15 protein-coding genes are annotated in these 17,960 nt (G+C 66.8%); 10 read left to right on the top strand and 5 right to left on the bottom strand.

Features of this window, described 5'->3' with window-relative positions; genetic code table 11:
- The first annotated feature begins 298 nt into the window (after positions 1-298).
- The 4 genes from AC6LJ9_RS27490 (at position 299) to AC6LJ9_RS27505 (ending at position 2,294) form a co-directional block, all read left to right on the top strand.
- Positions 299-1,111: a hypothetical protein gene (locus AC6LJ9_RS27490; RefSeq protein WP_498150006.1), complete on the top strand. Its 813-nt coding sequence runs from the start codon at positions 299-301 to the stop codon at positions 1,109-1,111.
- Positions 1,112-1,283: 172 nt separating this feature from the next.
- The gene (locus AC6LJ9_RS27495; RefSeq protein WP_212320818.1) at positions 1,284-1,478 is read left to right on the top strand and encodes a putative motility protein; all 195 of its coding nucleotides are present in this window, start codon (positions 1,284-1,286) and stop codon (positions 1,476-1,478) included.
- Positions 1,479-1,689: 211 nt separating this feature from the next.
- The gene (locus tag AC6LJ9_RS27500) at positions 1,690-1,971 is read left to right on the top strand and encodes a type II toxin-antitoxin system Phd/YefM family antitoxin (protein WP_103274000.1); all 282 of its coding nucleotides are present in this window, start codon (positions 1,690-1,692) and stop codon (positions 1,969-1,971) included.
- Positions 1,968-2,294, top strand: coding sequence for a type II toxin-antitoxin system RelE/ParE family toxin (locus AC6LJ9_RS27505; protein WP_498150007.1), 327 nt, complete (start codon positions 1,968-1,970; stop codon positions 2,292-2,294). The genes AC6LJ9_RS27500 and AC6LJ9_RS27505 overlap by 4 nt, the downstream gene beginning before the upstream one ends.
- A gap of 99 nt (positions 2,295-2,393) precedes the next feature.
- Here the strand turns inward: AC6LJ9_RS27505 and AC6LJ9_RS27510 are convergent, their stop codons facing one another.
- The 4 genes from AC6LJ9_RS27510 to aceE all read right to left on the bottom strand — a co-directional run bounded on the left by AC6LJ9_RS27510 (position 2,394) and on the right by aceE (position 9,887).
- Entirely contained in the window at positions 2,394-3,464 is a 1,071-nt protein-coding gene (locus tag AC6LJ9_RS27510) for a PDDEXK nuclease domain-containing protein (protein ID WP_498150008.1), read from the bottom strand.
- 257 nt (positions 3,465-3,721) lie between these two features.
- On the bottom strand, positions 3,722-5,503 hold the full coding sequence (gene lpdA, locus AC6LJ9_RS27515; RefSeq protein WP_498150009.1) for a dihydrolipoyl dehydrogenase: 1,782 nt from the start codon (positions 5,501-5,503) through the stop codon (positions 3,722-3,724).
- 13 nt (positions 5,504-5,516) lie between these two features.
- A complete protein-coding gene (gene aceF / locus AC6LJ9_RS27520; protein WP_498150010.1) occupies positions 5,517-7,166 on the bottom strand; it encodes a dihydrolipoyllysine-residue acetyltransferase in 1,650 nt (549 codons plus the stop codon).
- Positions 7,167-7,178: 12 nt separating this feature from the next.
- Positions 7,179-9,887, bottom strand: a complete 2,709-nt coding sequence (gene aceE / locus AC6LJ9_RS27525) for a pyruvate dehydrogenase (acetyl-transferring), homodimeric type (protein WP_498150011.1) — start codon at positions 9,885-9,887, stop codon at positions 7,179-7,181.
- Positions 9,888-10,243: 356 nt separating this feature from the next.
- On the opposite strand from aceE, the gene AC6LJ9_RS27530 reads away from it, so the two are divergent.
- The 4 genes from AC6LJ9_RS27530 to AC6LJ9_RS27545 all read left to right on the top strand — a co-directional run bounded on the left by AC6LJ9_RS27530 (position 10,244) and on the right by AC6LJ9_RS27545 (position 15,815).
- Complete coding sequence (locus AC6LJ9_RS27530) at positions 10,244-11,998, top strand: PAS domain-containing sensor histidine kinase (RefSeq protein ID WP_212320812.1); 1,755 nt, start codon at positions 10,244-10,246, stop codon at positions 11,996-11,998.
- Positions 11,995-12,621, top strand: a complete 627-nt coding sequence (locus tag AC6LJ9_RS27535; protein ID WP_103273993.1) for a response regulator transcription factor — start codon at positions 11,995-11,997, stop codon at positions 12,619-12,621. Before AC6LJ9_RS27530 ends, AC6LJ9_RS27535 begins: the two co-directional genes overlap by 4 nt.
- 55 nt (positions 12,622-12,676) lie before the next feature.
- The gene (gene folD / locus AC6LJ9_RS27540) at positions 12,677-13,537 is read left to right on the top strand and encodes a bifunctional methylenetetrahydrofolate dehydrogenase/methenyltetrahydrofolate cyclohydrolase FolD (RefSeq protein WP_498150012.1); all 861 of its coding nucleotides are present in this window, start codon (positions 12,677-12,679) and stop codon (positions 13,535-13,537) included.
- Between the two features lie 208 nt (positions 13,538-13,745).
- A complete protein-coding gene (locus tag AC6LJ9_RS27545; protein ID WP_498150013.1) occupies positions 13,746-15,815 on the top strand; it encodes a M3 family metallopeptidase in 2,070 nt (689 codons plus the stop codon).
- A 115-nt stretch (positions 15,816-15,930) separates the two neighbouring features.
- On the opposite strand, the gene AC6LJ9_RS27550 is transcribed toward AC6LJ9_RS27545, so the two are convergent.
- The gene (locus AC6LJ9_RS27550) at positions 15,931-16,659 is read right to left on the bottom strand and encodes a class I SAM-dependent methyltransferase (protein WP_498150014.1); all 729 of its coding nucleotides are present in this window, start codon (positions 16,657-16,659) and stop codon (positions 15,931-15,933) included.
- A gap of 242 nt (positions 16,660-16,901) precedes the next feature.
- Between AC6LJ9_RS27550 and AC6LJ9_RS27555 the strand changes: the two genes are divergently transcribed.
- Positions 16,902-17,516: an SCO family protein gene (locus AC6LJ9_RS27555; RefSeq protein WP_212320859.1), complete on the top strand. Its 615-nt coding sequence runs from the start codon at positions 16,902-16,904 to the stop codon at positions 17,514-17,516.
- A 132-nt stretch (positions 17,517-17,648) separates the two neighbouring features.
- Positions 17,649-17,900, top strand: coding sequence for a GlsB/YeaQ/YmgE family stress response membrane protein (locus tag AC6LJ9_RS27560; RefSeq protein ID WP_498150015.1), 252 nt, complete (start codon positions 17,649-17,651; stop codon positions 17,898-17,900).
- Positions 17,901-17,960: the final 60 nt, after the last annotated feature.

Genomic DNA, 17,960 nt, shown 5'->3' on the forward strand with positions numbered 1-17,960 from the left:
AAGCCGGCGCAAGCCGGCTTTGTGCTTTCAAGCGCGCGAGCCATTCCGACGACAGCCCCGGATCTGTCGCAATCGCCGGATCGCATTCCGCGCGGCACCGGGCGTGAGAAAACTCGCCTGAACTTGCATGGCCATACGCCCCCCTCCCGTGTCGCGTCCGCTTTCCGGACACATGTTTACCCCCCGCAAGCAAGTGCCTGCCGCAGCCGGCCTTTTGCCCGCTTATTCGATTTTTTGACCGCTGCCTGCGCCCCTCATAATTGCGGTCGCATGATTTTGTATCTATAGTTTTCTCAACATGACCGCCACGCCGTCCGATCCCCTCGCTACGCAGCATGACAGCACTCCGGATCGCAATGATCAGACGCCGGCGGATGCCCAACGCCTGCTCGAGGAAAACCGAGCCCTGCGCGAACTGCTGGCCGCCCAGGTCAGCGCCCAGCTGCCTCGCCCGCCCGGCCCGCTCCGGCGCCTGGCCTGGTGGCTGATCAGCGCGCCCGGGGCCACGCTGGTCCGCTGGCGCAGCCTGCTTGGCCGCGAGGACGCCCCGCCCATCACCGGCAGGCGCGTGGGCTGGGCCACGCTCACCACGCTCTATACCCTGGCGATATACGGCGCGCTCGTGCTGCTGGTCGTGTACTGGAGCACACCCAATTCGGAACGCACCGGCGCGTCGGCCGCCAGCCCCGTGCGGTTGCCGCTGCAGCCCCTGCAGCCGCTGCCGGGCCTGGGGCAGGAACATGCCGATAGCGCCCCGGAAGAACTCCGCCACCCGTCGGAGCGCGAGCCGGCGCCGCCCGCGTCCGCCGCCACGCCATCAACACCCGCAGTCGATGCACCGGCGCGCGCGCCGCATGCCGACACGCCGGAGACTGAGACCCCTGCCACGCCCCAGCCGGCCCCGGCGCCCGCGCCCGTCCCCACTCTCCGGATCACCGAAATCCCCGCCGAACCGCGCGACAGCTGGCTGGACGCATTGAAGGCAGAGCTGCAACGCTGCGCCGGATTGAGCTTCTTCGACCGGCCGGACTGCGCCTGGGCCGCACGCAGGCAATACTGCGAACCCAACCAAGGATGGGGCACCGTCAAGGAATGCCCTGCTCGCCCATGAACGGCCCGTGGACGCGCCGGTCGGCCCATCCACGCCTACGCCTGGCCTCTTCCGGGACGAGCGAAAAAATATCCTGCAAGGCGCAGCAGAACGCTCCCCGAAACGCGGAAACTACGCGACAATAACCTCCCACCAGGCTCATTCCCGAGCCGCCCACGCAGGAACCTCAGACATGGACTCCGTCAACAACGCCGTCAACACCGTCCTGGCCATGCGCGACGCGCAAACGGTCGACCAGGTCCAGGCCACCCTGCTCAAGAAAGTGTTGAACATGCAGTCGCAAACCGTGGCCACGCTGATGCAGGGCGCCGTTCCGGCCATGGCCCAGGACGCCACGCTGGGCTCGCGGGTCAATACGCACGCCTGAACACGCGGGCCTCGCTGCGCCCGCCCTTGCGACGATTGCCGAATCCCCACACAGCAATGCTGCGTGGGGATTTTCTTTTTTGCAGTTTGCCGCGACGAGGATCGGATATCAGCCCGATCACCATGGCTTGCACAGCATGGAGCACCCGAGCCACAAGACTGAATTCAGACTAAAATAAGTCCGATGCATCCATTTGGTTGGAGCTCTGCCCATGAAGTACTCAACACAGGTCAAACCGATCTCATATCTCAAGAGCCATGCGGCCGAAATCGTCACGACCCTGTCCCAGACGCGCGAACCGTTGTTGATCACCCAAAATGGCGAGGCCAAACTCGTCGTCATGGATGTGCAAAGCTATGAAGAGCAGGAACAGGCGATTGCCTTGCTCCAGCTGCTTGCGCAAGGCCGCAGGGAAATAGAGGAAGGCCGGACGATCCCGGCCACTGATGTATTCGCGCGGATTGAAGCCATGGACCAGGAAGACCCTGCATGACGCATCGGGTCGTGTTTCTTCAGTCCGCCGCCGACGACCTGTTCGAGATCCGGCGCTATGTCATCAAGCACTTCTCTCCGTCCATCTGGCTGGACGCCTACGCGAAGATCAAGAAGGCGGTCCTGAATCTGGAACGCTTTCCGGGCGCCGGCCATGCACCGCCCGAACTGCCCGCCACTCACGTTCTCGAGATCATTGCCGCCAAGAACCGGGTGATCTACGACGTCGTTGGTGACGTCGTTTACATCCACATCATCTGCGATTGCCGACAGGACTTCAAAACGAAACTGGCGAGACGACCCTTGCGCGCGCTCAGGCCGTAGCACGACAGCCTGGCAGATGCCGCGATGCGAGCCGGGCAAGCAGCCGACAACGGCACCGCACCGCGCATGTCCACCGCAACCGTACGGGCGCTGCCCCCGCTACATCGTTTCACCGCCACGCTGCTCGATCCGCAAACGAGCCCGCGTCGCCGCCTGCTGCAACCTTTCACCCAGCACCTCGCGCGACGGCAAGGCCGTCAGGTACTCGGCGACGTGTATCCCTGATCTGTCCAGTTCCAGCAGTTCGATCTGCTCGCGCTTCTTGCCCGCGCACAGGATGATCCCCAATGGCGCGGCCTCGCCAGGCTCGCGTTCGTGCCTGTCCAGCCAGCGCAGGTACAGCTCCATCTGACCCTTGTGCGCCGCCTCGAACTCACCGATCTTCAACTCGACGGCGACCAGCCGCCTCAGCTTGCGGTTATAGAACAGCAGATCCAGATGGAAATCCTCGTCGTCGATCTGGATGCGCTTCTGCCGTGCCAGGAAAGAAAAGCCCGCGCCCAGTTCCAGCAGGAAGGATTCCATCTCGCGGATGATCGCGGCTTCAAGGTCGCCTTCCTGCCAACTGTTCTGCAGGCCCAGGAAGTCCAGGATGTAGGGGTCGCGCATCACCAGCGCCGGCGACATACGCTGCGCGCCGGCCAGGGTCGCCAACTCGCTGGCGATCAGTTCGTCCGGTTTTTGGGACAGCGCCGTGCGCTCGTAGAGCATGGAGTTGATGCGCTCGCGCAAGGTCCGTACGCTCCAGCGTTCGATGCTGGCCATTTGTGCGTAGTAGTCGCGTTGGAGCGGGTCTTTCAGCGGGATCAGGGCGATGAAATGGGTCCAGCTCAATTGTCGTATCAGCGATACGACAATCTGCTCGTCCGGAAAAGTCGTGGCGAACTGCACCATGCGGCGCAGGTTCTTGACCGAAAAACTGCTGCCATACTCCCGCACCAACTGCGCCGCTACATTGGGCAGCACTTCCTCGCCGTAGTCGGCCCGCCGCCCCTCAAGTACTTGCGCGTGGATGCGCTGGCCGATGCGCCAATAAAGCATTGTCAGCTCGCTGTTCACCGCCGAGGCAGCACGCTGCCGAGCCCCCTCGATCAATATCCGGATATCCCCCAGCAACGCCTCCGGCGCCGTCTCGCGCGCCGTCGCTACGGATGTCTTGCCTTTAGCCATGCCACCACCTCCCCAAGGATGGATGAGCCGGCCATCGCCCCACGCCAAGCTGCCATATGCCGACACACCCTGGACGTGAACATAGCGCAGGGCCGTCATCCCGGTCCGGCCGACAGTGACAAACCTGTCCACCCTTGTCCGCCCCGTCCGGCGCGGTTCCCCCAAAGCACGCGGCGCGTCCCTGCACAGACCAGACGAAAAAAATCCCCGCGCAGCGTCGCCGCCGCGCGGGGATTTCGCAGACAAACCGCGTCCGCTTACTTCTTCTTCATCGGCGGCAGGTCCGTGCACACGCCTTCGGCCACTTCCGCGGCCATGCCGACCGATTCACCCAGCGTGGGGTGCGGGTGGATGGTCTTGGCGATGTCGATCACGTCCGCGCCCATTTCCACGGCCAGCGCCACTTCGCTGATCAGGTCGCCGGCGTGGGTGCCCACGATGCCGCCGCCCAGGATGCGGTGCGTGTCCGCGTCGAAGATCAGCTTGGTGAAGCCCTCGTCGCGGCCATTGGCGATGGCGCGGCCGGAGGCGGCCCAGGGGAACACGCCCTTCTCGAACTTGATGCCCTGCTTCTTGGCCTCGTCTTCCGTCAGGCCCACCCAGGCCACTTCCGGATCGGTGTAGGCCACCGACGGAATGACGCGGGCGTCGAAGAAGGACTTCTGGCCGGCCGCGGCTTCCGCCGCCACGTGGCCTTCATGCACGGCCTTGTGCGCCAGCATGGGCTGGCCCACGATGTCGCCGATGGCGTAGATGTGCGGCACGTTGGTGCGCATCTGCTTGTCGACCTCGATGAAACCACGGTCGGTGACGGCGATGCCCGCCTTGTCGGCGCCGATCTTCTTGCCGTTGGGGCTGCGGCCCACGGCCTGCAGCACCAGGTCGTAGCGCTGGGGTTCCTTGGGAGCGCCCTCGCCTTCGAAGCTGACGTAGATGCCGTCCTTCTTCGCCTCGGCGCCCACGGTCTTGGTCTTCAACATGATGTTGTCGAAGCGGTAGGCATTCTTCTTCTGCCACACCTTGACCATGTCGCGGTCGGCGCCCTGCATCAGGCCGTCCAGCATTTCCACCACGTCCAGGCGCGCGCCCAGCGTGGAATACACCGTGCCCATTTCCAGGCCGATGATGCCGCCGCCGACGATCAGCATCTTCTTGGGGATCTCGCGCAGCAGCAGCGCGCCGGTCGAGTCGACAATGCGCTCGTCCTGCGGCAGGAACGGCAGCTTCACCGACTGGCTGCCGGCGGCGATGATGGCCTGCTTGAAGCGCAGCGTCTGGACCTTGCCGTCCTTGCCCGTGACTTTCAGGTGATACGGGTCGACGAACTCGCCCACGCCGTGCACCACGGTGACCTTGCGCGCCTTGGCCATGCCGGCCAGGCCGCCGGTCAGCTTGGCGACCACGCTGTCCTTGTAGCCGCGCAGCTTGTCCAGGTCGATCTTGGGCTCGCCGAAGCTGATGCCATGGGCGGCCAGCTCGCGCGCCTCGTCGATGATCGCGGCGTTGTGCAGCAGCGCCTTGGACGGGATGCAGCCCACGTTCAGGCAGACGCCGCCCAGCGTGTCGTAGCGTTCCACCAGCACGGTGGACAGGCCCAGGTCGGCGGCGCGGAAGGCGGCCGAATAGCCGCCGGGGCCCGCGCCCAGCACCAGCATGTCGTACTCGGCATCGGCCGAGCCGCCGAAGCTGGCGGCGGCCGGAGCCGGGGTCGACGCAACGGCCGCGGCAGGCTTGGCCGCTTCCGCAGCCTTGGCCGGCGCGGCAGCAGCGGGCGCGGCTGCCGGCGCGGCGGCGGCGCCTGCCGCCTCCACTTCCAGCACCACCGTGCCTTCCGCAACCTTGTCGCCTACCTTCACGCTGATCGACTTCACCACCCCGCCCTGCGAGGCCGGAATCTCCATCGACGCCTTGTCGGACTCCACCGTGATCAGGCTCTGCTCGGCCTTGATCGTGTCGCCCACCGCCACCAGCACCTCGATGACTTCCACTTCCTTGAAGTCGCCGATGTCCGGAACCTTGATTTGAACGGTATTGCTCATGAAGGCTCCCCGGTTACAGCGCGATGCGGCGGAAGTCGGCCAGCAGCGCGCCCAGATAGGCGTTGAAGCGGGCCGCGGCGGCGCCGTCGATGACGCGGTGGTCATAGGACAGCGACAGCGGCACGATCAGGCGCGGCACGAACTGCTTGCCGTCCCAGACCGGCTTGTGCGACGAACGCGACACGCCCAGGATGGCCACTTCGGGCGCATTGATGATGGGCGTGAACGAGGTGCCGCCGATGCCGCCCAGCGACGAGATCGAGAAGCAGCCGCCCTGCATGTCGGCCGGCGAGATCTTGCCGTCGCGGGCCTTCTTGGACAGGTCGGTCATTTCCTGGGCGATCTGCAGGATGCCCTTCTTGTCGGCATCGCGGATCACCGGCACCACCAGCCCGTTGGGCGTGTCGGCGGCGAAGCCGATGTGGTAGTACTGCTTGAGCACCAGATTGTCGCCGTCCAGCGAGGCGTTGAACTCGGGGAACTTCTTCAGGGCCGCGACCACGGCCTTGATCAGGAAGGCCAGCATCGTGACCTTGATGCCCGACTTCTCGTTTTCCTTGTTCAGCGTGACGCGCAGCGCTTCCAGGTCGGTGATGTCCGCTTCGTCGTTGTTGGTGACGTGCGGGATCATGACCCAGTTGCGGTGCAGGTTCGCGCCGGAGATCTTCTTGATGCGCGACAGCGGCTTGGCTTCGATCGGGCCGAACTTGGTGAAGTCGACCTTGGGCCACGGCAACAGGCCCAGCGCGGCGCCGTCGGCCGAACCGCCAGCGGCGGCGGCCGGCGCGGCCAGCGCCTGCTTGACGAAGGCGCGCACGTCGTCGGCCGTGATGCGGTCCTTGGGACCGGAGCCCTTGACCTTGCTCAGGTTCACGCCCAGCTCGCGCGCGAACTTGCGCACCGAGGGCGAAGCGTGCGGCAGCTGGCCCGGCTTCAGGTTGGCGTCTTCCAGCGCGGCGGCCGGAGCCGGACGCACGGCCGGCGCGGCGGCGGGAGCCGCCGGTGCCTGCGCCTCGGCCTTGGGCGCGGGCGCGGCGGCAGCGGCCTGGGCGGGCGCGGCGGCGGCCGGAGCCGAGCCTTCCACCACGACCACGACCGAGCCCTTGGCGACCTTGTCGCCGACCTTGACCTTCACTTCCTTGACCACGCCGCCCTGCGAGGCGGGAATCTCCATCGAGGCCTTGTCGGACTCGACGGTGATCAGGCTCTGCTCGGCCTTGATCGTGTCGCCCACGGCGACCATGACTTCGATGACCTCGACTTCCTTGAAGTCGCCGATGTCCGGCACCTGGATGTCGACGGGACCGGCGCTGGCGGCCGACGCGGCGGCCGGAGCCGGCGCAGCGGCGGCAGGCTTGGCCGCTTCAGCGGCCTTGGCCGGCGCAGCAGCAGCGGGCGCGGCTGCCGGCGCGGCGGCGGCGCCTGCCGCCTCCACTTCCAGCACCACCGTGCCTTCCGCGACCTTGTCGCCTACCTTCACGCTGATCGACTTCACCACCCCGCCCTGCGAGGCCGGAATCTCCATCGACGCCTTGTCGGACTCCACCGTGATCAGGCTCTGCTCAGCCTTGATCGTGTCGCCCACCGCCACCAGCACCTCGATGACTTCCACTTCCTTGAAGTCGCCGATGTCCGGAACCTTGATCTGCACGATGTTGCTCATGTCTCTTTACCCTCAGGCGTATTGCGGGTTGGCTTTGTTCGGATTGATGCCGTACTTCTTGATGGCCTCGGCCACCTTGGCGAGCGGCAGCTTGCCTTCGTCGGCCAGCGCGCGCAGCGCGGCGACCACGACGAAGTGGCGGTCCACCTCGAAGTGCTCGCGCAGCTTCGAGCGGAAGTCCGAGCGGCCGAAGCCGTCGGTGCCCAGCACCTTGTATTCGCGGCCCTTCGGCACGAACGGACGGATCTGGTCGGCGAACAGCTTCATGTAGTCGGTCGACGCGATGATCGGGCCTTCGGTCTTGGCCAGCTGCTCGGTGACGTAGGCCACCTGCGGCTTCTTCTCGTCGGGGTGCAGCATGTTGTGGCGCTCGGCGTCCAGGCCGTTGCGGCGCAGCTCGGTGAAGCTGGTGACGCTCCACAGGTCGGAGGCGACGCCCCAGTCGGCTTCCAGCAGTTCCTGGGCGGCCATGACTTCGCGCAGGATCGTGCCCGAACCCATCAGCTGCACGCGGTTCTTGCCCTTGCCGTGCGACTTGAGCTTGTACATGCCCTTGATGATGCCTTCCTCGTCGCCCGTGGTCAGACCGGGCTGCGGGTAGTTTTCGTTCATCACCGTCAGGTAGTAGTAGACGTTTTCCTGATCTTCCACCATGCGCTTCAGGCCATGCTGGATGATCACGGCCAGTTCATGGCCGAACGTCGGGTCGTACGAGACGCAGTTGGGGATGGTCGAGGCCAGGATGTGGCTGTGGCCGTCCTCGTGCTGCAGGCCCTCGCCGTTGAGCGTGGTGCGCCCGGCGGTGCCGCCCAGCAGGAAGCCGCGCGCCTGCATGTCGCCGGCCGCCCAGGCCAGGTCGCCGATGCGCTGGAATCCGAACATCGAGTAGTAGATGAAGAACGGGATCATGATGCGGTTGTTCGAGGAGTACGACGTGGCCGCCGCGATCCACGAGCTCATCGCGCCCGCTTCATTGATGCCTTCCTGCAGGAGCTGACCGTCGGCCGCTTCCTTGTAGTACATGACCTGGTCCTTGTCGACCGGGGTGTACTTCTGGCCTTCCGGCGCGTAGATGCCGATCTGGCGGAACAGGCCTTCCATGCCGAAGGTGCGCGATTCGTCGGCCAGGATCGGCACGACGCGCGGACCCAGGTCCTTGTCGCGCAGCACTTGGTTCAAGATGCGCACGAAAGCCTGGGTGGTGGAGATCTCGCGGCCTTCCGCGGTGGGCTCCAGCACGGCCTTGAAGGCGTCCAGCGCCGGGGCCTTGAGCTGTTCGTCGGCCTTGGCGCGGCGGCGCGGCAGGTAGCCGCCCAGCGCGGCGCGGCGCTCGTGCAGGTACTTCATTTCGGGCGAGTCTTCCGCCGGCTTGAAGTACGGCAGGTCGGCCAGCTGGTCGTCCGGGATCGGGATGGCGAAGCGGTCGCGGAATTCGCGGATCGAGTCCAGCTCCAGCTTCTTCTGCTGGTGGGTGGGGTTCTTGGCCTGGCCGACGTGGCCCATGCCGTAGCCCTTGATGGTCTTGGCCAGGATGACGGTGGGCTGGCCCTCGTGCCTGGTGGCCGAGTCGAACGCGGCGAACACCTTGTGCGGGTCATGGCCGCCGCGGTTCAGGCGCCAGATGTCCTCGTCGCTCATGCGCGACACGGCTTCCAGCAGCTTGGGGTGCTTGCCGAAGAAGTGCTCGCGCACGAACTTGCCGTCGTTGGCCTTGTACGCCTGGTACTCGCCATCGACGGTCTCTTCCATGATCTTGCGCAGGATGCCTTCCTTGTCATGCGCCAGCAGCGGATCCCAGTAGCCGCCCCAGATCAGCTTGATCACGTTCCAGCCCGAGCCGCGGAAGTCGCCTTCCAGCTCCTGGATGATCTTGCCGTTGCCGCGCACCGGGCCGTCCAGGCGCTGCAGGTTGCAGTTGATGACGAAGATCAGGTTGTCCAGCTTCTCGCGCGCCGCCAGGGCGATGGCGCCCAGCGATTCCGGCTCGTCCATCTCGCCGTCGCCGCAGAAGACCCAGACCTTACGCTTGCTGGTGTCGGCGATGCCGCGGGCGTGCAGGTACTTCAGGAAGCGCGCCTGGTAGATGGCCATCAGCGGGCCCAGGCCCATCGACACCGTGGGGAACTGCCAGAAGTCCGGCATCAGCTTCGGATGCGGGTACGAGGACAGGCCCTTGCCGTCCACTTCCTGGCGGAAGTGGTTCAGCTGGTCTTCGGTCAGGCGGCCTTCGAGGTAGGCGCGGCCGTACATGCCGGGCGACGTGTGGCCCTGGAAGTAGACCAGGTCGCCGCCGTGGTTCTCGGTCTCGGCGTGCCAGAAGTGGTTCTGGCCGCAGCCGATCATGGTGGCCAGCGAGGCGAAGGAGGCGATGTGGCCGCCCAGGTCGCCGCCGTCCGGCGGGTTGTGCTTGTTGGCCTTGACGACCATGGCCATGGCATTCCAGCGCACGTACGAGCGGATGCGCGATTCCAGTTCCAGGTTGCCCGGGTGCGCCGGCTCCAGGCCGGGCGGGATCGTGTTGACGTAGGCGGTGTTGGGCGAGAACGGGATGTGGGCGCCGGAGCGGCGCGCCTCGTCGATCAGGCGTTCCAGCAGGTAGTGCGCGCGCTGCGGTCCTTCGCGGTCAAGGACGGCTGCCAGGGCTTCGAGCCACTCCTGGGTCTCTAGGGTGTCTTCGTCGTTGGCAGCCTGCACGGCGCCAGCCTGGGCGAAAGAGGACATCGTGTGTCTCCTGTTGGGGTTCGTTCATGACCACACCCGCGCTTATTGGTCTGCTCGCGGCCAGTCCGTGGCGTCCGGGTCATCCGGGCTACCATGTCCTGCATGGGTCGTGGGTGTTCTGGAAACCTGCCTTCGGGGAGGGTTCCCTTATCAGCCGGCATTCTAAGAAAGAAGATTAACCGGTCGCAAGGAAAATTTCATGTTGCGGTACGGCATTTCACAAAGTGAAATCATGACCGCAAGCTGAAAGGTGCATCGGCGCAATTTTTTAGCCTGTCCACGCAATCGAAGGCTTGATTCCCGGCAATTCCCCGGCAACACGCACTAAAATGCCGGGTCTATCTGGCCCGAATTCCATGTCCAGCGCGCCCAAGTCCAACATCCCCACCCCATTCCACGACCACGCCCGCACGCGCCGCCGCGGGGTGTACTGGGTCACGCCAGCCCTGGTGCTGATCCTTTATGTCTGTGTGATGGCGGTGTTCTTCTGGCTGCAACGCATCCACGACGACAGCGTCATGTTCGTCACCATCGACCAGGAAATGCGCCAGCAACGGCTGCTCTGGGTGGTGCTGGCGCTGTCCTGCGTGATCATCATCAGCCTGCTGATGCTGTGGCGCTACACGCGCTTCCGCTCGACGGCCGAGGCCGCGCTGATCGCCGAGACCGGCTTTCGCCGCGCCATGGAGAACTCCATGTCCACCGGCATGCGGGTGCTCGACATGGAAGGCCGCATCGCCTACGTCAACCCCGCCTTCTGCCGCATGATCGGCTGGAACGAGGCCGACCTGATCGGCCGCAGCCCGCCCTTCCCCTATTGGGTGCCCGGCCGCCACGAACAGCACCAGCACACGCTGGACGTGCTGATGTCGGGCAAGACGCCCAGCAGCGGCCTGGAAGTCGAGGCCCAGCGCCGCGACGGCTCGCGCTTCACCGCCCGCATGTACGTGTCGCCGCTGCTGGATCCCAACGGCAACCAGATCGGCTGGATGACCTCCATGACCGACATCACCGAGCCCAAGCGCATCCGCGAGGCGCTGACCGCCGCGCACGAGCGCTTCATGACGGTGCTGGAAGGCCTGGACGACGCCATCTCGGTCACGGCCGACACCCACGACGGCCTGGAGCTGCTGTTCGCCAACCGCACCTACCGCCGCGTGTTCGGCGCCCAGACCGGCGGCCACGACGAGCTGCTGGCCGGCCGCCGCGGCCGCTTCACCGACGAATCCGTCGAAGTGTTCGCGCCTTCGGTGCAGCGCTGGTTCGAGGTGCATCACCGCATGCTGGCCTGGACCGACGGCCGCCGCGTGCGCATGCAGGTGGCGCGCGACATCACCGAGCGCCGCACGCATGAGGAAGCCTCGCGCGTGCAGCAGGAGAAGATCCAGCTGACCAGCCGCCTGACCACCATGGGCGAGATGGCCTCGTCGCTGGCGCACGAGCTGAACCAGCCCCTGACCGCCATCGCCAACTACAGCATGGGCGCGGTGGCCCTGGTCAAGGCCGGCCACACCAGCCCCAACATGCTGCTGCCGGCGCTGGAAAAGGCCGCCTCGCAGGCCGAGCGCGCCGGCAAGATCATCAGCCGCATCCGCGAATTCGTGAAGCGCAGCGAGCCGCGCCGCCAGCGCGTGGCCATCGGCCGCATCGTCGACAACGCCATCGGCTTCGCCGAGATCGATGCGCGCAAGCGCCGCATCCGCATCGACAGCTTCGTGCCGTCCAACGCGCCGGACGTGCTGGCCGACCCCATCCTGATCGAACAGGTGCTGCTCAACCTGCTCAAGAACGGCCTGGAAGCCATGGAAAAGAGCGAATCCGACGAGCTCAAGGTGGCCGTGATCCTGCACGAGCAGCACATCGAAGTGGCCGTGGTCGACCGCGGCCACGGCCTGGCCGAGCCCGAACGCCTGTTCGAACCTTTCTTCAGCACCAAGTCCCAGGGCCTGGGCATGGGGCTGAATATCTGCCGTACCATTATCGAATCGCACCATGGCCGCCTGTGGGCAGACCCCAATCCCGCCGGCGGCACCATTTTCCGCTTTACCCTGCCCTGCGCTGCACCCCAGCCGCAGGCCCAGAATGACCAGTCAGAGGAGTTGCACGCATGAACACGCCCCACCTGTCGAGCACGGTATTCATTGTTGACGACGACGAAGCGGTCCGCGATTCGCTGCGCTGGCTGCTGGAGGCCAATGGCTATCGCGTCCGTGCCTACGCCAGCGGCGAGTCCTTCCTGGAAGACTACGATCCGGCCCAGATCGGCGTGCTGATCGCCGACGTGCGCATGCCCGGCATGAGCGGCCTGGAACTGCAGGAACAGCTGATCGCCCGCAACGCCCCTCTGCCCATCGTCTTCATCACCGGCCACGGCGACGTGCCCATGGCCGTGTCCACCATGAAGAAGGGCGCGGTCGACTTCCTCGAAAAACCGTTCAACGAATCGGACCTGCGCGAGATCGTGGCGCGCATGCTGGAGCAGGCGACGCAGCGCGTCAGCAAGCACCAGGCCCAGAAAGACCACGAAGCCATGCTGGCGCGCCTGACCGCGCGCGAGCAGCAGGTGCTGGAGCGCATCGTCGCCGGCCGCTTGAACAAGCAGATCGCCGACGACCTGGGCATCAGCATCAAGACCGTCGAGGCGCACCGCGCCAACATCATGGAAAAACTTGAAGTGACCACCGTAGCAGACCTGATGAAGGTCGCCTTGGCCAAGCCGGAGGCGCATGCATGAGCCGCCGGGCCGCTCCCAAGGCGAATACCGAAGCGCACAGCGCGGAGGTTGCCAATTGACAGCAAGAATCATTGACGGCGTCGCGCTCTCGCAGCGCATCCGCGAAGAAGTCGCCCAGCGCGTTGCCGCGCTGGCCGCGCAAGGCGCCCGCCCCGGCCTGGCCGTGGTGCTGGTGGGCGAAGACCCCGCCTCCCAGGTGTACGTGCGCAACAAGGTCGCCGCCTGCGAAAAGGCCGGCCTGCATTCCGTGAAAGAGCAGTACCCGGCGGACATGACCGAGGCCGAGCTGCTGGCCCGCATCGACACGCTGAACCGCGATCCGGCCATCCACGGCATCCTGGTGCAGTTGCCGCTGCCCAAGCACATGGACGCCCACAAGGTCATCGAGGCCATCGCCGCCGAAAAGGACGTGGACGGTTTCCACGTCAGCAACGCCGGCCTGCTCATGACCGGCCAGCCCCTGTTCCGCCCCTGCACGCCCTACGGCGTGATGAAGATGCTGGAATCCGAAGGCGTGGCCCTGCGCGGCGCCGAGGCCGTCATCGTGGGCGCCAGCAACATCGTCGGCAAGCCCATGGCCATGCTGCTGCTGCAGGCGGGCGCCACCATCACGATCTGCAACTCCAAGACCCGCGATCTGGCCGCGCAGACGCGCCGCGCCGACGTGCTGGTCGTGGCAACCGGCAAGCCGGGCATGATCGACGGCTCGATGATCAAGCCGGGCGCCGTCGTCATCGACGTGGGCATCAACCGCGGCGCCGACGGCAAGCTGTGCGGCGACGTGGACTTCGCCTCCGCCAGCCAGGTGGCCGGCGCCATCACGCCCGTGCCGGGCGGCGTGGGCCCCATGACCATCGCCATGCTGCTGGTCAACACGGTCGAGGCCGCCGAGCGCGCGGCCGGGCTGACCGCCTGAGCGACCGGGGCCGTCCGGCCCTGCTTCCGCCCGCCCGATCCCGGCCCGTCGCGGCCCGGCGGGCGGGCGGATCCCCCCTCCCTGCCAGCGCGACGGCACAGGATGTTCTATCCTGCCCTTGCGTTCGGGCCGATCGCCCCTACCTGTTAGGCATATGCCGCGCCGCCATCCTCCGCGCCCCGCAACCCCTACCCCACCCGCTACCGCCATGACCCAGAATCCCCTGCTTGCCCCCGTCTCCGACCTGGTCGACTACGCGGCCGTCACGCCGGCGCACATCGTGCCCGCCGTCGAGGAACTGCTAGGCATCGCGCGCCAGGCCGTCGAGCACGCCGCCGACCCGTCGCTGCCGGCCACCTGGGAAGCCGTGGCCGAGCCGCTGGACACCGCGTCCGAGCGCCTGTGGCGCGCCTGGTCGGTGGCGGGCCACCTGAACGCCGTGGTCAACACGCCCGAGCTGCGCGAGGCCTACAACGCCGCGCTGCCGCTGGTCACCGAATTCTCCACCTGGGTCGGCCTGCACGAGGGCCTGTACAAGCAATACCAGCGCCTGGCCGCCGCGCCGGACTTCGCCGCCTGGACGCCGGTGCGCCGCCGCATCGTCGAGATGGCGCTGCGCGACTTCCGGCTGAGCGGCGTCGAGCTGCAGGGCGCCGACCGCGAGCGCTACGCCGCCATTTCCGACCGCGAGGCCCAGTCCTCGCAGAAGTTCTCCGAGAATGTGCTGGACGCCATCGACGCCTGGTCGCTGTTCGTCGAGGACGAAGCGCGCCTGGCCGGCATCCCGGCCGACGTGCTGGCCGCCGCCCGCGCCGCCGCCGAGGAAGACGGCAAGCCGGGCTGGAAGCTGACGCTGAAGATGCCCTGCTACCTGCCCGTGATGCAGTACGCCCGCGACCGCGGCCTGCGCGAGGCGCTGTACCGCGGCTATGGCACCGTCGCGTCGGAACAGGGCGACGCGCAGTACGACAACTCGCCGCTGATCGAAGAACTGCTGTCGCTGCGCGCCGAGGAAGCCGGCCTGCTGGGCCTGGGCACCTTCGCCGCGCTGCGCCTGCAGACCCGCATGGCGCGCGACGCCCACGAAGTCACCGAGTTCCTGCGCGACCTGGCCGCGCGCGCCAAGCCCTACGCGCAGCGCGACCTGACCGAACTGCGCGCCTACGCCGACGCCGAGCTGGGCCTGGCCGAGCTGCAGCCCTGGGACGTGCCCTACGCCTCCGAGCGCCTGCGCGAGTCGCGCTACGCCTACTCGGAAGACGAGGTCAAGCAGTACTTCACCGAGCCGCGCGTGCTGGCCGGCCTGTACGAGGTCATCGAGACCCTGTTCAACGTGCGCCTGGTGGAAACGCCGGTGTCGTCCTGGCACGCCGACGTGCGCGGCGTGCGCGTGGAAAGCCCCGAGGGCGCGCTGATCGGCCATCTGTACCTGGACCTGTATGCCCGCGCCGGCAAGCAGAGCGGCGCCTGGGTCGACAGCGAGCGCACCCGCCGCCTGGCCGGCGGACGCCTGCAGACGCCGGTGGCCTACCTGACCTGCAACTTCTCGCGCCCCAACGGCGAGCGCGCCGCCGTGCTGACGCATGACGACGTGATCACGCTGTTCCACGAGACCGGCCATGCGCTGCACGCGCTGCTGTCGGAAGTGGACGAGCCCGGCGCCGCCGCCTTCTCCAGCGTGGAATGGGACGCCATCGAACTGCCCTCGCAGTTCATGGAGAACTTCTGCTGGGAATGGGCCGTGGTGCAGAAGCTGTCGGCCCACGCCGACACCGGCGAGACGCTGCCGCGCGCGCTCTACGACCGCATGATCGCGGCACGCAACTACCAGAGCGGCATGCAGACCGTGCGCCAGATCGAGTTCGCGCTGTTCGACATGCTGATGCACGACCGCGCCCAGGGCATTTCCATCGCCCAGGTGCTGGCCCTGCTGCAGGAAGTGCGCCAGGAAGTCGCGGTGCTGTTCCCGCCCGCCTGGCACCGGCTGCCGCATGCCTTCTCGCACCTGTTCGCCGGCGGCTATGGCGCCGGCTACTACAGCTACAAGTGGGCCGAGGTGCTGTCGGCCGACGCCTACGAGGCCTTCGAGGAAGCCGCCGCCAGCCAGCCGTCCGGCTCGGCGCAGGGCACGCTGGACCCGGAGACCGGCGCGCGCTTCCGCCGCGAAGTGCTGGCGGTGGGCGGTTCGCGTCCGGCGGCGGACTCCTTCGCCGCCTTCCGCGGCCGCGCGCCGCGCATCGATGCGTTGCTGCGCCACAGTGGCATGAGCGCCGCCTGACGCGACGACGCAGGTTGCAGGACAAGACGGCCCGCGCACGCGGGCCGTCTTTGCGTGCGCCGGGACTGCGCGGGCCGCGCAGCGCCACGGCATGCGCGCCTGCGGCCCGTCCCTGTCAGGCCGTCATGTCCTCGACCGGCCGCCGCGCCGACACCACCAGCCAGCGGCCATGCACCGACTGGTCGCGCGCGGCTTCGCGCCAGAACTGCCGCGCTTCCTCGCTTTCCGCGCGCTTGATCCGCTGCCGGTAGTACAGGCGCGACGGCAGCGCCAGCAGATGCTCCAGCAGGCGCTTGGGCTTGACCTCGTCGACCTCGTGCAGCGTGATGTCCACGTAGCCGTAGTGCGACAGCAGCAGATGCAACTGCGGGTAGCTCCAGGGGAAATACGTGATGTAGTCCTGCCCGCGCTGGCGGCCCACCATGGGCCGGAAGCCGGAATGGAAGCCGCGCAGCAGGAACTGCAGGCGCGAACGGAAGTACCAGGTGTTGGGCGTGGTGATGACCACGGTGCCGCCCGGCCGCAGCGCGCGCCGCAGGCTGTCGACCAGCACGCCGGGATTGGTCACCAGGTGGATGGCTTCGCAGCAGACGGCGGCGTCGTACTGGCGATTCAGCAACAGCGGCGTTTCCAGGTCATGCTCGGTGACCTCGCGGTAGCCGCCGCCGGCTTCGGGAAACTCCCACAGCCCCACGCCGTCCAGTTCGACGCTGCGCCGGGCCGTCGCATGCAGGTTGTCGCCGAGCCAGCCGGTGCCGCAAGGCGCGTCCAGCACCTGCTCGGCGGCGCGCGAATGAAGAATGTCGAGGACGACGGGAAAGTATGGATAGTACGGGTAGCGCATGGCCCAGCCTTCGTGTGCTTGCAGCCATCAATCTGACTGATGGCTGAATATATTCCGGCCGGCGCCCCCATCGGGCCCGAAAACGCTTTTCACGACAAAGCCCCGACAAAACTTCACAAACGCACCCGCCGGCGCGCGGCGGGCTTGCGCCAACGCAAGCGGTGCGCGGGCGCCCGGCGCGCCCGCCCCCGGCATGCGGGTAGAATCGACGGGTTTATCTTTCTCGACCGGCCTTGGGATACATGAGACACCTCACTTCCGGCCGCGCCTGGCGCGGCCTGCTGCTGACCCTGTTCATGCTGCTCGCCGCCTGCGGCGACCGGAACGTGAACTGGACCCTGTACGACGTCAAGGGCCACCTGCCCGACCTGAAGTTCTCGCTGCCCGGCGCGGGCGGCAAGACCGTCAGCAGCGACGACCTGAAAGGCAAGACCGTGCTGCTGTTCTTCGGTTACGCCAGCTGCCCGGACATCTGCCCCACCACCATGGCCCAGCTGACCGCCGTGCTGCAGAACCTGGGCGACAAGGCGCGCGACGTGCGCATCGTGTTCGTCAGCGTGGATCCGCATCGCGACACGCCCGACATCCTGCAGGCCTATGTGGACGCGTTCAACAAGAACGCCATCGGCGTGACCGGCGACGAAAAGCAGATCGCCGACCTGGCGCGCCGCTACCGCGTCGCCTACCAGATCGAAAAGCCCAAGCCCGGCGACGACGCCGAGATCTACGACGTGACCCACAGCCGCGGCGTGTACATTTTCGACAACAAGGGCCGCGCGCGGCTGCTGGCGTCGGAGACCGACAGCATCGAGGCGCTCACCCGCGACATCCGGCAGCTAATCGATATCACGTCCTGATGCCAACCGTGCGCGATGCAGCGCAGCATGTTGCGGGCGCGCCCCGCATACGTGTTGTTACACCCCCTGAACGCGGCGCATGAGTATGATCGGGACGCATCGCAACCTTTTCCTTACGCAAGGAGCACGCGCATGAGCATCATCATCATGATCATCGTCGGGTTCATCGTCGGCCTGATCGCCCGCGCCGTCATGCCCGGGGACCAGCCCATGGGCATCGTCATGACCACCATCCTGGGCATCATCGGCTCGGTGGTCGCCGGCTTCCTCGGCCGTCAGCTCGGCTGGTACCACGACGGCGAGCCGGCAGGCTGGATCGCCTCGGTGGTGGGCGCCATCATCGTGCTCTTCGTGGTCGGCCTCATCGCCAAGAAACGCGCCTGACGCAGCGCCCCGCCCGGCCGGCATCGGCAGGCGAAAAAACGGGCCGGCCCCTCACAGGGC

Source organism: Achromobacter sp. 1011811831, from assembly GCF_059760905.1.